Here is a 14,089-nt window from a genome sequence, read left to right as displayed (position 1 = left end):
AAAGGCACGAGGCCAGTCAGAGCAAGGGTCACGCCCGCTGCCGCCAGCAGTCAGCCCATCACCGACGAACCGACCCGGCCAGCCTCACAGTCAGCGCAGGACGACGGCGGAGGGGGCGCTCACGTCGACGAGGTCGGCCGGCTCCAGCTCGCCACCGGCGATCCGGTCGAGCAGCGCGACGAGCACCTCGGCCTTGGTACCCGACTCCTCGGCGCCGCCCCACACCACCACCGTGCCGTCGGCGAGGGTCATCGTGATCGACTGCGCGTCGGGTGCGGTGACCTCGGCGACGTCCTCCCGGAGCTGGCCGGGCAGGGCGCGGATGGCGGCGAGCGCGGCCGTGGTCGCGGGGTCGTCCGGCGCCGGGTCGTCGACGGTCAGCGGGACGACGCCGCGCGGGGCGTCCCCGGTGAGGGTGTCGAACAGCACGCCCTCGGCGTCGACCAGCGACCGCCGCCCGGGCGGGCCGACGACCGCCACCGGGACCCGCTCGGCGACCGTGACGACGATCCGGTCGGGCCAGCCGCGGGCCGCCTGCACGTCGCGCACCTGCGGCAGCCGGGCCACCCGGTCCTCCACCGCGCCGAGGTCCACCCGGAGCAGCGGCACCCCCTCGGGCACCCGGGCGACCTCCTGCACGCGCTCGGCCGTCAGGGTCGCCGTCCCGTCCACCTGCACCGTGCGGACCGCGAGCCACGGGCCCAGCCAGAGCAGCCAGCAGACCGCCGCGACGACGGTCAGCGCCGCGACGAGCTGGAGCGACCGGCGCCGACGGGTGCGCCGCCGGGCCGGGCGCCGGTCGGGCAGCGGGGTGACACGCCCGCCCCGGCGCACGGCCGCCCGGCGCTCGGCCGGGCCGCGGCCGCGCCGGGTCCGGTCGCGGGTGGTGCTGCCGGCCCGGCTCACCGGCCGGCGTCCGGCGCGTCGTCCTCCCCGCCCGGCTCACCGGCGCGGAGGGCGTCGAGGACCTCCGGGCCCACCATGGAGACGTCACCGGCCCCCATCGTCATGACCAGGTCGCCGGGGCGGGCGCGGGCGGCGAGCGCGGGTGCGGCCGCCGACCAGGACGGCTCGAAGTGCACGTGCTCGGCGGGCAGCGGGACGGCGTCGGCGACCATCGCCCCGGTCACCCCGGGGACGGGGTCCTCCCGGGCGCCGTAGACGTCCATCACCACGACCTCGTCGGCCAGGCCGAGCGCCGCGCCGAACCCCTCGGCGAACTCCTGGGTGCGGCTGTACAGGTGGGGCTGGAAGGCGACGACGAGCCGCCCCTCCCCCGCCACCGCGCGGGCCGCCCGCAGCTGCGCGGTGACCTCCGTCGGGTGGTGGGCGTAGTCGTCGTAGACCCGCACCCCGCCGGCGGTGCCCTTGAGCTCGAACCGCCGGTGCACCCCGCCGAACCGCGCCAGCCCCTCCACCAGCCCGTGCGCGGGCAGGCCGAGCTCCAGGCCGGCGAGCAGCGCCGCCGCGCTGTTGCGGGCCATGTGCTCCCCCGGCACCCGGATCTGCACCCGGCCGAGCACGGCGCCGTCCAGCAGCGCGGTGTAGGTGGTGTGCTCCCGGCCCACCTCGAGGTCGACCATCCGGAGGTCGGCGTCCTCGGCCGTGCCGTACGTGCGCACCCGCGCCGGCCCGGGGACCCCGGCGAGCCGGGCGGCACCGGGGTCGTCGGCGCAGAGCACGACGAAGCCCGCGGGGTCCACGGTCTGCAGGAACCGGTCGAACGCCGCCTCCACGGCCGCGAGGTCGCCGTAGTTGTCGAGGTGGTCGGCCTCGACGTTCGTGACGATCGCGGCGAACGGCGAGAGCAGCAGGAACGAGCGGTCGCTCTCGTCGGCCTCCGCGACGAAGACGTCGCCCTCCCCCGCGTGCGCGTTGCTCCCCGACTCGTTGAGGTTGCCGCCGATGGCGAAGGAGGCGTCGACGCCGCAGGCCTGCACCGCGACGGTGAGCATGGAGGTGGTCGAGGTCTTCCCGTGCGTACCGGCGACCGCGACGCTCCGCCGGCCGGCCATCACCGCGGCCAGGGCGACGGCCCGCGGCAGCACGCGCAGGCCACGCTCCCGGGCGGCGACGAGCTCGGGGTTGTCCGCCCGGATCGCCGTCGAGACCACCACGGTCGCGGCGTCGCCCAGGTGGGCGCCGTCGTGCCCGACCTCGACCCGCGCGCCCAGGGCCCGGAGGGCCAGCAGCGTGGGCCCGTCCCGGCGGTCGGAGCCGGAGACCGGCACGCCGCGGGCCAGCAGGATGCGGGCGATGCCGCTCATGCCGGCACCGCCGATCCCGATCAGGTGCACGGCCCCCAGCTCGGGCAGCGCGGGCACCGGGCCGGACCAGGCCGCGACGGAGTCGGCGCTCACGTGCCGGCCACCTCGCAGACGATGTCGGCCAGCCGTTCGTCGGCGTCGGGCACCCCGGCCGCGGCGGCGTGGCGGGCCAGCCCGGCCAGGGCGGCCGGGTCGGTGAGCAGCGGCAGCAGGGCGGCCGAGATCCAGGCCGGGTCCAGCTCGCCGTCCTCCACCAGCAGGCCGCCGCCGGCCTCGATGACCGGGAGGGCGTTGCGGCGCTGCTCCCCGTTGCCGATGGGCAGCGGGACGAACGCCGCCGGCAGCCCCACCGCGGACAGCTCGGCGACGGTGACCGCGCCCGAGCGGCACAGCGCCAGGTCGGCGGCGGCGTAGGCGAGGTCCATGCGCTCGAGGTAGTCGACGAGCACGTAGGGCGCCTCGCCCGCCGCCCGACCCGGCACGACGACGTCGGTGTTCTTCGGCCCGCGGGCGTGCAGCACCTGGACGCCGGCGGCGGTGAGCGCCCCGGCCGCACCGACCGCGGCCCGGTTGAGCGAGGCGGCCCCCTGGGAGCCACCGAAGACCAGCAGCGTCGGGCGGTCGGGGTCGAGCCCGAACTCGGCCCGGGCCTCGGCGCGGCGCGCGGCCCGGTCGAGGGAGGAGATCGCCCGGCGCAGCGGCATGCCGACGTGCTCCCCGCGGTGCAGCGGGGTGCCCGGCGCGGTGACCGCCACCCGGGCGGCGAGGCGGGCCCCGATGCGGTTGGCCAGGCCCGGCAGCGCGTTCTGCTCGTGCACCACGACCGGGACGCCACCCCGCCGCGCGGCCAGGTAGGCCGGGAGCGCCACGTAGCCGCCGAAGCCGACGACGACGTCCGCGCCCAGCTCGTCGAGCAGCGCCCGGGTCTCCGCCACGGCGCGGCGCACCCGGCCGGGCACGCGCAGCAGGTCGGGCGTGGGCTTGCGGGGCAGCGGCACGGGCGGGATCAGGCGCAGGTCGTAGCCACGCGCGGGCACCAGCCGGGTCTCCATGCCGCGGGCGGTCCCCAGGCAGGTCAGCCGGAGCGCGGGATCGCGCCGGCGGAGGGCGTCGGCCAGGGCGAGCATCGGCTCGATGTGCCCCCCGGTGCCGCCACCGGCGAGGACGACGGAGCGGACGGCGCTCACCGCTCGCCCCCGGGACGGCCGCGCGGGGCGACCGGCCGCTGCCGGGGCGCACCGGTGCGCGCCTGCTCCCGGACCGGCGCACCACCGCGGGCGGCGGCGCGGGGCCGCGCGGAGCCGCCGGCGCGGGCCGCCGGGGTCGGCGCGGGCGACCGGCGCGGGTCGGCACCGCGGGCGTGCAGCAGCGTGCGGGCGCCGCCGACGACGGGCCGCTCGGGGCCGTCGGCCCCGGGGAACCGCCGGGGCCGAACCTGGTCCACCGCCACGGTGGGGGCCGGCGCGAGCAGCCGCGCCAGGCGGCCCCGCTCGGCGGTGCGCAGCGCCTCGATGGCGGCCGGCTCCGAGCGGGCGAACCGGGCCAGCAGCCCGACGATGAAGAGGGTGAGGATCAGCGAGGTCCCGCCCGCCGAGATCAGCGGGAGGGTCACACCGGTCACCGGGAGCAGGCCCACCACGTACCCCATGTTCATGGTCGCCTGGCCGGTGAGCCACACGGTGATCGCGACGCAGGCGAGCTGGACGAAGCGGTCGGCCGAGCGGCGGGCGATGCGGAATCCGGCGTAGGCCAGGACGCCGTAGAGGGTGACGACGACCAGGCAGCCGAGGAACCCGAGCTCCTCACCGATGATCGCGAAGATGTAGTCGGACTCGGCCTCGGGCAGGATGTTCCACTTCATCGCGCTGTTGCCGAGGCCGACCCCCCACAGGCCGCCGGTGGCCAGCGCGTACATGCCGCGGATCGCCTGGAAGCCGGTGTGGTCGGGGTCGGCGAAGGGGTCGAGGAACGCGGTGATCCGCGCCATGCGGTACGGCGCGGCCTGCACCATGACGACGATCGCGACGACCGCGGCGGCGGCGAGCGCGCCGAACCAGCGCATCGGCATCCCGCCGGCCCAGAGGAGGCCGACCAGGACCAGCCCCAGGCTCACCACGCCGCCGAAGTCCGGCTCGAGGATGAGCAGGCCCGACAGCAGCACGAACACCGGGAGCACCGGCACCAGCAGCGACGTCGTCGTCAGGTAGCGCTCGCGCAGCGCGATGACGTGCGCCCCCCACAGCGCGAACACCAGCTTGCCGGCCTCCGAGGGCTGGAAGTCGGTGACGCCGAGCGGGATCCACTGCCGGGCGCCGTTGCGCTCCAGGCCGATGCCGGGGATCAGCACGAGCACGAGCAGGCCGATCACGACCAGCAGCGCGACGGGTGACCAGCGGCGCACCAGGCCCACCGGCAGCCGCATCGCGACCACCATCGCGCCCAGCCCGATGCAGGCGAGCACGAGCTGCTTCACGCCCGGGGCCCACGCCGGCTCGTCGGCCAGCGCGGCCTCGATGGCGGAGGCGGAGAACACCATGACCAGCCCGATGAGCAGCAGCAGCCCCGCCGCGCCGAGCACCAGGTGGCAGCTGGTGAGCGGTCCGTCGAGCCACGCGGGCCCCGTCCAGCGGCGCTGCGGCGTGCGCGGCGCCACCGGGCGCGTGCGGCCCCGGGTGGTGCGCGCCTCGCGCAGCGGCCGCTCGGTGGTGGTCATCGCCCGGCCCCGAGCGCGCGCACGGCGTCGGCGAAGGCGCGGCCGCGGTGCGCGTAGTCCCGGAAGACGTCCATCGAGGCGGCCGCCGGGGCCAGCAGCACGGTGTCGCCCGGCCGGGCGAGCCCGGCGGCGGCGGCGACGACCCGGGTGATCGTCGCCTCTGCAGTCACACCCGTCCCGTCCATCCCGCCATCGTCGCCGCTCGGGACCTCCACGACCGGCACCGACGGGGCGTGTCGCGCCAGCGAGCGGGCCACGACGGCGCGGTCGCGGCCGAGCAGGACGACGCCGGTCAGCCGCGGCGCGACCGCGGCCACCAGCGGGTCGACGTCGGCGCCCTTGAGCAGGCCCCCCGCGATCCAGACCACGCGCGGGTAGGAGGCCAGCGACGCCCCGGCCGCGTGGGGGTTGGTGGCCTTGCTGTCGTCGACCCAGTCCACGCCGTCGACCGTGGCGACCAGGGCGTTGCGGTGCGCGCCGCCGGCGAAGCCGGCCAGGCCCCGGGCGACCGCCTCGGCCGACACCCCGGCCGAGCGGGCCAGGGCGGCGGCCGCGAGCGCGTTGACCACGTTGTGCGGGCCCGGCACCGGCAGCCGGTCACGCTCCAGCAGCGCCTCCCCCGCCGGGTCGGCGGCGAAGGCGCGGTCGACCAGGACCCCGTCGCGGACCCCGAGCTGGCCCGGGGCCGGCTCGCCCAGGGTGACCGTCACCGGCCGCGGGTGGGCCGCCACGAGGCCGGCGGCGACGGGGTCGCCCGCGTCGGCGACGGCGATCGGGGCGCGCTCCAGGATGCGCGCCTTCGCGTCGCGGTAGGCGGGGAAGGAGCCGTGCCAGTCGGTGTGGTCGTCGGCGACGTTGAGCACCGCGGCGGCGGCGGGGGCCAGCGAGGAGGACCAGTGCAGCTGGAAGCTGGAGAGCTCGACGGCGAGCGCGTCGTAGGAGGGCGTGCCGTCCGCCTCGCGGGCGGTGACCACCTCGACGAGGGGCCGGCCGACGTTCCCGGCGGCGACCGCCTTCCGGCCGGCCGCGAGCAGGATCGCCTCGAGCATGGTGACCGTCGTCGTCTTGCCGTTGGTGCCCGTGACGGCGAACCACGGCGCGGCGGCGCCGTCCGGCCCGGGGACGCGCAGCCGCCACGCCAGCTCGGGCTCGCCGACCACCTCGACCCCGCGGGCGGCGGCGTCGACCAGCAGGGGCGCGTCCGGGCGCCAGCCCGGGGACGTGACGACGAGGTCCACCCCGTCGGGCAGCACCTCCGTCGCGCCCAGCCACCCGGCGCCCGCGCCGGTGAGCTCGTCGACCACCGCGGGGCGGGCGGCGTCGGTGAGCAGCACCCGGGCGCCGGCGGCCAGCAGCACCCGGGCGGCGGCCGCGCCGGAGACGCCGAGCCCGGCGACGAGGACGGTGCGGCCGGAGACCGCCGGGGTGCCGCTCACAGCCCCACGAAGCTCAGCCAGTCGGCGTAGAACAGGCCGAGACCGAAGGCCACCGCCATGCCGGTGACCAGCCAGAACCGCACGATGACGGTGTTCTCGGTCCAGCCGGCCAGCTCGAAGTGGTGGTGCAGCGGCGCCATCCGGAACACCCGGCGGCGGGTGGCGCGGAAGAACGCCACCTGGATGATCACCGACAGCGTCACCGCGACGAACAGCCCGCCGAGGACGACGAGCAGCAGCTCGGTGCGGGTGACGATCGCCAGGCCGGAGAGCAGCCCGCCGAGCGCGAGCGACCCGGTGTCGCCCATGAAGATCCGCGCCGGGCTGGTGTTCCACCACAGGAAGCCCAGGCACGCGCCCATGCCGGCGGCCGCGACGAGGGTGACGTCGAGCGGGTCGCGGACGGTGTAGCAGCCCTCGATCAGCTCGTTGGCGCAGTCGTGGGTGAACTGCCAGAACGAGATGACGATGTAGGAGGCGAGCACCATCGCCGAGGCGCCGGCGGCCAGCCCGTCGAGTCCGTCGGTGAGGTTCACCGCGTTGGAGAAGCCCGCGATGAACAGGTAGGCCAGGATCACGAACGCGATCGGGCCGAGGGCCAGCGGCGCGATGTCGCGGACGTAGGAGACGACGGTGGAGGCGGGCTCGACACCGTCGTCGTTCGGGAAGTTGATCGCCAGGACGGCGAAGGTCACGCCGACGACCAGCTGGCCGACCAGCTTCGCCGTCTTGTTCAGGCCCAGGCTGCGCCGGTGCCGGATCTTCAGGTAGTCGTCGAGGAAGCCGACCGTGCCCATGCCCACCATGAGGAAGAGCAGCAGCAACCCGGTGGCGCTGAACCCCCACCCGGACTCGCCGACGAACACCAGGTGCGCGGCGAGGTACCCGACCACGGTGGCGCCGACGATGACGGTGCCGCCCATCGTGGGCGTGCCCTTCTTCGAGAGGTGGCTCTCGGGGCCGTCGTCGCGGATCTCCTGGCCCAGGCCCTGCCGCCGGAACGCCCGGATCGCCAGCGGGGTGGTCAGGATGGAGACGATCAGGCCGACCGCCGCCGCGATGAGCACGCTCCTCACAGCGCGGCACCGCCCAGCAGGTCGGCGGCGAGGAGCTCCAGGCCGTGGGCCCGGCTGGCCTTCACGAGGACGACGTCACCCGGTCGCAGCACCTCCGACAGCAGCGCTAGGGCAGCGGCCCGGTCCGGCACGTGCACCGACTCCTCTCCTGCGCGCCGCCCCGCGGCGGTCGCACCTCCCGCTATGCCTACCGCATCGGCGCCCACCGCGACGACGAGGTCGACCCCCGCGGCGGCCGCGTCGCGGCCCAGCCGCTCGTGCTCCGCGTCGGCGTCCGGGCCGAGCTCGGCCATGCCCCCGAGGACGGCGATGCGCCGAGTCCCGGCCAGCCCGGCCAGGGCGGCGAGCGCGGCCCGCATCGACTCGGGGTTGGCGTTGTAGGCGTCGTTGACCACGGTGACGCCGTCGGGGCGCCGGTCGATCTCCATGCGCCAGCGGCTGCGCGGCTGCGCAGCCGACAGCGCCGCGGCGACGGCGGCCGGCTCCAGGCCGACGGCCAGCGCGGCGCCCGCGGCCGACAGCGCGTTGGCCACCTGGTGCTCCCCCACCACGCGCAGGGACACGGGGTGCCGCTCCCCGCCGGCGACCAGGGTGAAGCGGGCACGGGCGCTCTCGTCGAGCGCGACGTCGACGGCCCGGACCGCCGCCTGCTCGGCCCGGCCCGTGGTGAGCACCCGGGCGCGCGTGCGGGGCGCCATGCCCAGCACGCGGGCGTCATCGGCGTTGAGCACCGCGGTGCCCCCGGCCGGCAGCGCCTCCACGAGCTCCCCCTTGGCCTGCGCGATGCCGTCGGCGCTGCCGAACTCGCCGAGGTGGGCCGAGCCCACGTTGAGGACGACGCCGACCTCGGGGCGGGCCACCTGGCACAGCCGGGCGATGTGGCCGCGCCCGCGGGCGCCCATCTCCAGGACGAGGAACCGGGTGCCGGCGTCGGCGGACAGCACGGTCAGCGGCAGGCCGATGTCGTTGTTGTAGGACCCCGGGGGGCTGACCGTCGGCCCGGCCGCGGCGAGCACCTGGCCGAGGAGGTCCTTGGTCGAGGTCTTGCCCGAGGATCCGGTGATCGCCAGGGTGCGCACGCCCGCGGCGGTCAACCGCTCGTGCACCCCCGCCGCCAGCCGGCCCAGCGCGACCACGGGGTCCTCGACGACGACGCAGGGCAGCGCCGGGTCCGGACGGGCGACCAGCGCGGCGACCGCCCCGGCGGCCGCGGCCGCACCGAGGAAGTCGTGCCCGTCGACCCGCTCCCCCGCCACGGCGACGAAGAGGTCCCCGGGGGCGACGGCGCGCGAGTCCAGCGTGACCGCGCCGGTGACCGCGCCGTCCGGCGGGCCCTCGAGCCGGCCCCCGGCGAGCTGGGCCACCTCGTGCAGCGAGAGCCGGATCACGCCCGCGCCCCCGCCGCGGCGAGCACCTCGCGCAGCTGCGCGCGGTCGTCGAACGGGTGCACCGTGCCGGCGACCTCCTGGCCGGTCTCGTGGCCCTTGCCGGCGACGAGCAGGGTGTCCCCCGCCCGGGCCAGCGCGGCCGCGGCGGCCAGCGCGGCCCGGCGGTCACCGATCTCCCGGACCTCGGCGCGCCGGTCGGCGGGCACCTCGCGGGCCCCGGCCAGCATCGCGGCCCGGATCGCCGCGGGGTCCTCCGAGCGCGGGTTGTCGTCGGTGACCACGAGCACGTCGCTGCCCTCGGCCGCCACCCGGCCCATCTCGGGGCGCTTGCCCGGGTCGCGGTCGCCACCGCAGCCGAGGACGGTGACCAGCCGGCCGGGGGTCGCCGCGCGCAGCGCGGCGAGCGCGGTCCGCACGGCGTCGGGGGTGTGTGCGTAGTCGACGACGGCGACGAAGGGCTGCCCGGCGTCCACCGGCTCCATCCGGCCCGGGACCACCGTCTCGGCGAGCCCGGCGACCGCGTCCTCGACCGCGACGCCGACGGCGTCCAGGAGCGCCACGGCCAGCACCGCGTTGGCCACGTTGAACCGCCCGGGCAGCCGGACGCGCGCCGGCCAGCTCCGCCCGCCGGGCCCGTGCAGGGTGAACGTCGAGCCCCCGCCGGGCGCCGTCGCGACGTCCGAGACGCTCCAGTCGGCCGCCGCGCCCTCGCCGCCGGCCACGGTGACCGGTCGCGGGCGCCCGGCCCGCTCGACCAGGCGGCGCCCGTACGGGTCGTCGACGTCGACCACCTCGGCGGCGGCCCGGCCGTCGAACAGCAGGGCCTTGGCCTGGAAGTAGTCCTCCATGTCGCGGTGGAAGTCCAGGTGGTCGCGGCCCAGGTTGGTGAAGCCGGCCGCGGCGAAGCGCACGCCGCCCACCCGGCCCTGCACCAGCGCGTGGCTGGAGACCTCCATGACGACGGCGTCGACGCCGGCGTCGGCCATCCCGGCCAGCAGCGCGTGCAGCGCCGGCGCCTCGGGCGTGGTGCGGATGCTGGGCAGGGCCGTGACGGTGCCGTCCGCGGCCCGGGTGCGCGCCTGCACCGTGCCGATCAGGCCGGTGGCGCGGCCGGCGGCGGCGAGCCCGGCCTCGACCAGGTAGCTCGTCGTCGTCTTGCCGTTGGTGCCGGTGATGCCGAGGACGGTGAGCCGGCGGCTCGGCTCGCCGTAGACCCGGTCGGCGACCGCGCCGAGCACCTGGCGGGGGGCGTCGACGACGCAGACCGGCAGCCCGGTGGCGAGCGCGTCCGCGCGGCCGGTGGGGTCGGTGAGCAGCGCGACGGCCCCGCGGGCGGCGGCGTCGGCGGCGAAGCGGACCCCGTGCGTGCGGGCGCCGGGCAGGGCGGCGTAGAGGAACCCCGGGCCCACCTCACCGGAGGCGAGCGTGACCCCGGAGACCACGACGTCGGCGCCGGGGCCCTCCGGCGGGCCGATCAGGTCGGCCAGTTCGGCCAGGGGCAGCGGGCGGTTCCCCGTGGGCCGCGGGGCCGTCCCGGGGTCGGTCGGGGTCACGGGGCTCCAATCTACCGGCGGGCACTCCGCGGACAGCACTTCGCCGCGGGCCCGCGCGCGGCGGCCCCCCTGCAGGGGCCCGCCGTGAGCGTGCGGTCGGTGGGGGGCAGCGGGGTCCTCACCCGGTGAGCTCGAACTCGGGGCGGGCGGTGCCGGAGGGCACCACGCCGTCGGCCATGAGCGCCGCCCGCATGACGTCGGCGAACACCGGTGCTGCGACCTGCCCGCCCTCCGCGGAGCTGCTCGGCCGCTCCAGGTCCACCGCGACGACGTACTGCGGGTCGTCGGCCGGCGCGAAGCCGACGAACGTGGTCACGTACCCGCCGCCGGCGTAGCAGTTGCACTCGGGGTTGGCGCGCTGCGCGGTGCCGGTCTTGCCGGCGACCCGGAAGCCCTCGACCTGGGCCAGCGGGGCGGTGCCCCCCTTCCCGACGACCGCCTCGAGCATGTAGGCCATCTGCTCGGCGGTGGACTCGCTGACCACCCGGGTGCGGGCTGGCTCGGGGGTCGGCGCCGGGCGGCCGTCGGCCCCGGTCACCGACTGCACGACCCGGGGCTCCACCCGCACGCCGCCGTTGGCGATCGCCTGGTAGATCGAGGCCATCTGCAGAGTGGTCACCGAGACGCCCTGCCCGATGGCCACGTTGGCCGCCCGCACCTCGCTCCACTCGGCGGAGTCCTGCAGGATGCCGCGGCTCTCGCCGGGGAGCTCGATGCCGGTCCTCTCCCCGACGCCGAAGGCGCGCAGGTACTCCTCGAGCTTCTCGTCGCCGACCTCGCGGGCCAGCATGATCGTCCCGACGTTGCTGGACTTGGCGAGGATGCCGGTGACGGTCCAGTCGACCGGGTCGTGGTCGTGCGCGTCGGTGACCACCCGGTCGCCGGCCTGGATGTGCCCGTCCACGGTCAGGACGCGGTCGGGGGTCGCCTGCCCCTCCTCGACGGCGGCCGCGAGGGTCACCGCCTTCATGACGGAGCCGGGCTCGAAGACGTCGCTGACCACCGGGTTGCCCAGCAGGTCGGGGTCGGTCGTGGAGTAGCTGCCGGGGTCGTAGCCGGGGCAGGACCCCATGGCCGCGACGCGCCCGGTCGCGACCTCGAGCACCACGGCCGACGCCCGGGTGGTGGCGCCGTCGGCGCACGCCTGCGCCAGCCGCTCCTCGGTGACGTACTGCAGGTCCTCGTCGAGGGTGAGGGTGACGTCGCGGCCGTCCACGGCCTCGGTGACCTCGTCGATGCCCGACGGGATCGGGTGCCCGCCGCTGCCGACCTCCACCGTCCGCTGGCCGGCGGTGCCCGAGAGCTGGTCCTCGAAGACCTGCTCGATGCCGGCCAGACCGGTGCCCTCGCGCCCGACGAAGCCGACCACCTGACCGCCCACGGCGCCGACCGGGTAGAGGCGCACCGGGTCGTCGCGCAGGTACACGCCGGCGAGCTCGAGCGCCGCCACCGCGTCGGCCGTCTCGGGGGCGAGCTGGGTGGCCAGGACCACGTACCGGCTGTCGTCGGTGAGCTTCTCGGTGAGCTCGGGGACGGGGACGTCGAGCAGCGTGGTCAGCGCCAGCGCGGTGCGCGCCGGGTCGCGGACCACCGTCGGGTCGGCGACCACCTTGGAGGCGTCCACCGTGTAGGCGAGCGGGTTGCCGTCGCGGTCGAGGATCTGGCCGCGGATCGCCGCGAGCGGGATCGTCCGGAGCCGGTCCTGCTCGGCCGCGCTGGCGTAGGCGGCGCCGTCGATGCCCTGCAGCACGACCAGCCGGCCGACGACCAGCACCAGCAGGCTGATGAGGACGACCAGGCCCCACCGGTTGCGGCGGCCGCGCTGCTCGACCGAGAGGCCGGCCCCGGCGCTGCGGCGGGTGCCGGGGGCGCGGCGGGAGACGAAGGGGCCGCCGCCGGACCGCCCCGCCGGGTCCGGGCGGGGGGCGCGGGCACCGGGACCGCGGACGCTGCTCGGCACGGGTCAGTTCCCGCCCTCGGCGCCGCCCGCCGGCGCGGGGCCCGTCGCGGCGCCGGGGGCGGGCTCGGGCTCCGGCGCGGGCTCGGGCGCGGGCGCGGGCTCCGGCGTGCCGCGCATCGCCGTCGTCCCGTCGGCCCCGAGGACCAGGTAGCCGGCGATGCCGGCCGGGACGAGCCCGGCGGCCTCGGCCGCCCGCGCCACGTCGGCGGGGGTGTCACCGGCGACGACGAGCTGCTCGAGGCGCTGCACCTCCTGGGCGCGCGCGGCGTTGTCGGTGCGCAGCTGGGTGGCCTTGAGGGAGTCGACCGCGATGGCGGTGTTGAGCACCAGCAGCCCGAGCGTGGTGAGGGCCAGCAGCCCCACCGCCAGCAGCACGAACGGCGCCGTGCGCGACCGCTCCGCGGCCCGGGGCTGCCGACGCGGCCGGGCGGCGGCGCCGGTGGGCACGAGCCGCAGCTCCGGCCGGGGGGTGGCCCGCCCGGTGCCGCGCGCGCCCGGCGGCGCGGTGCGGGGCGCCGGGCCGGTGGCACGGGTGGACCCGGTGCGGGTGGGGACCGTGCGCGACGGGCTGGTGCGGACGGCGGCGGCCCGGGTCATGCCGCCCGCCGGATGCGCTCGGCCGCGCGCACGCGGGCCGACGCCGCCCGCGGGTTGCCGGCGGTCTCCTCGGGGCCGGGCGCCTCGCCGCCGCGGGTGAGCAGCCGGAGCACCGGGCCGTGCTCGGGCAGCGGCACGGGGAGGTCCGGCGGGGTGCGGTCCGCGGCTCCCGCGGCCAGGGTCTGCTTCACGATCCGGTCCTCCAAGGAGTGGAAGGTGATGACGGCGAGGCGCCCGCCGACGGCGAGGGCCTCGATCGCGGCGGGGAGGGCGCGCTCCAGCGCCCCGAGCTCGTCGTTGACCTCGATGCGCAGGGCCTGGAAGGTCCGCTTCGCGGGGTGGCCACCGGTCCTGCGGGTGGCCGCGGGGATGGCCTCCCGCACGAGCTCGGCCAGCCGCGCGGTGCCGGTGAACGGCTCGCGGGCGCGCTCGCGGTCGATGGCGGCGGCGATGCGGGAGGCGAACCGCTCCTCGCCGTAGACCCGCAGGACCCGGGCCAGCTCCCGGGGCGGGTAGGTGTTGACGACGTCGGCGGCCGTGCGGGGGGCGCCGGGGTCCATGCGCATGTCCAGCGGGGCGTCGGCGGAGTAGCTGAACCCGCGGTCGGGCCGGTCGAGCTGGAGCGAGGAGACGCCCAGGTCGAACAGCACGCCCTGGACCTCGTCGATGCCCAGCCGGCCGAGCACGTCGGGGAGCTCGTCGAAGACGGCCGGCACGACGGTGACCCGGTCGGCGTGCCCGGCGGCCTGGATCCGGCGGCTCGCCTCGGCCCGCGCCTCGGGGTCGCGGTCCAGCCCCACGACGCGCAGCCCGGGGTGCGCCTCGAGCATGGCCAGCGTGTGGCCCGCCAGCCCCAGGGTGGCGTCGACCAGGACGGCGCCGGCGTCGGCGCAGGCGGGCCCGAGCAGCTCGACGACGCGGTCCAGCAGCACCGGGACGTGCACCGGGGGCTGCGCCGGCCCGGGGGCCTCGGCAGGTCCGGTGCTGCTCATCGTCTGCTGCCTCTCGGTTCGGCCCGGCGCTCCCGCGATGGTGCCCCGCCGCCGCCGGCCCCCTGCGGCCGGCACCGGCGGGGCACCATCGCGGGAGCGCCGGGCCG

At 77.5% G+C, this 14,089-nt stretch carries 11 protein-coding genes; all 11 read right to left on the bottom strand.

Going from position 1 to position 14,089, the window contains the following annotated elements:
• Nucleotides 1–90 precede the first annotated feature (90 nt).
• Nucleotides 91–906: an FtsQ-type POTRA domain-containing protein gene (locus E9565_RS19215; protein ID WP_236828235.1), complete on the bottom strand. Its 816-nt coding sequence runs from the start codon at nt 904–906 to the stop codon at nt 91–93.
• The gene (gene murC, locus E9565_RS19210) at nt 903–2,360 is read right to left on the bottom strand and encodes a UDP-N-acetylmuramate--L-alanine ligase (RefSeq protein WP_236828234.1); all 1,458 of its coding nucleotides are present in this window, start codon (nt 2,358–2,360) and stop codon (nt 903–905) included. Before murC ends, E9565_RS19215 begins: the two co-directional genes overlap by 4 nt.
• Nucleotides 2,357–3,394, bottom strand: coding sequence for a glycosyltransferase (locus E9565_RS19205; protein ID WP_255716220.1), 1,038 nt, complete (start codon nt 3,392–3,394; stop codon nt 2,357–2,359). The genes murC and E9565_RS19205 overlap by 4 nt, the downstream gene beginning before the upstream one ends.
• 56 nt (nt 3,395–3,450) lie before the next feature.
• The gene (gene ftsW / locus E9565_RS19200; RefSeq protein WP_236828232.1) at nt 3,451–4,980 is read right to left on the bottom strand and encodes a putative lipid II flippase FtsW; all 1,530 of its coding nucleotides are present in this window, start codon (nt 4,978–4,980) and stop codon (nt 3,451–3,453) included.
• Nucleotides 4,977–6,416 carry a UDP-N-acetylmuramoyl-L-alanine--D-glutamate ligase gene (gene murD / locus E9565_RS19195; RefSeq protein WP_236828231.1) on the bottom strand — a complete coding sequence of 480 codons (1,440 nt, stop codon included), beginning with the start codon at nt 6,414–6,416 and terminating at the stop codon, nt 4,977–4,979. The genes ftsW and murD overlap by 4 nt, the downstream gene beginning before the upstream one ends.
• Nucleotides 6,413–7,492: a phospho-N-acetylmuramoyl-pentapeptide-transferase gene (gene mraY / locus E9565_RS19190; protein ID WP_236828230.1), complete on the bottom strand. Its 1,080-nt coding sequence runs from the start codon at nt 7,490–7,492 to the stop codon at nt 6,413–6,415. The genes murD and mraY overlap by 4 nt, the downstream gene beginning before the upstream one ends.
• Nucleotides 7,489–8,880: a UDP-N-acetylmuramoyl-tripeptide--D-alanyl-D-alanine ligase gene (murF, locus tag E9565_RS19185; RefSeq protein WP_236828229.1), complete on the bottom strand. Its 1,392-nt coding sequence runs from the start codon at nt 8,878–8,880 to the stop codon at nt 7,489–7,491. Before murF ends, mraY begins: the two co-directional genes overlap by 4 nt.
• The gene (locus E9565_RS19180) at nt 8,877–10,433 is read right to left on the bottom strand and encodes a UDP-N-acetylmuramoyl-L-alanyl-D-glutamate--2,6-diaminopimelate ligase (RefSeq protein ID WP_236828228.1); all 1,557 of its coding nucleotides are present in this window, start codon (nt 10,431–10,433) and stop codon (nt 8,877–8,879) included. Before E9565_RS19180 ends, murF begins: the two co-directional genes overlap by 4 nt.
• 118 nt (nt 10,434–10,551) lie before the next feature.
• On the bottom strand, nt 10,552–12,393 hold the full coding sequence (locus E9565_RS19175) for a penicillin-binding protein 2 (protein WP_236828227.1): 1,842 nt from the start codon (nt 12,391–12,393) through the stop codon (nt 10,552–10,554).
• 3 nt (nt 12,394–12,396) lie between these two features.
• Nucleotides 12,397–12,990, bottom strand: a complete 594-nt coding sequence (locus tag E9565_RS19170; protein WP_236828226.1) for a hypothetical protein — start codon at nt 12,988–12,990, stop codon at nt 12,397–12,399.
• Nucleotides 12,987–13,982 (bottom strand): 16S rRNA (cytosine(1402)-N(4))-methyltransferase RsmH, encoded by a 996-nt coding sequence (gene rsmH / locus E9565_RS19165; RefSeq protein ID WP_236828225.1) that lies wholly within the window; start codon nt 13,980–13,982, stop codon nt 12,987–12,989. The genes E9565_RS19170 and rsmH overlap by 4 nt, the downstream gene beginning before the upstream one ends.
• Between the last annotated feature and the right edge of the window lie 107 nt (nt 13,983–14,089).

Source organism: Blastococcus sp. KM273129, assembly GCF_021698995.1.
Taxonomy (GTDB): Bacteria; Actinomycetota; Actinomycetes; order Mycobacteriales; family Geodermatophilaceae; genus Blastococcus.
This window is presented reverse-complemented; position numbering and strand designations above follow the sequence as displayed.

Bases quoted from the DNA above. Each gene is read 5' to 3' on its own strand.
- E9565_RS19205 (WP_255716220.1), bottom strand. From the start codon at position 3,394: ATGCTCGCCCTGGCCGACGCCCTCCGCCGGCGCGATCCCGCGCTCCGG.
- ftsW (WP_236828232.1), bottom strand. From the start codon at position 4,980: ATGACCACCACCGAGCGGCCGCTGCGCGAGGCGCGCACCACCCGGGGC.
- E9565_RS19170 (WP_236828226.1), bottom strand. From the start codon at position 12,990: ATGACCCGGGCCGCCGCCGTCCGCACCAGCCCGTCGCGCACGGTCCCC.
- rsmH (WP_236828225.1), bottom strand. From the start codon at position 13,982: ATGAGCAGCACCGGACCTGCCGAGGCCCCCGGGCCGGCGCAGCCCCCG.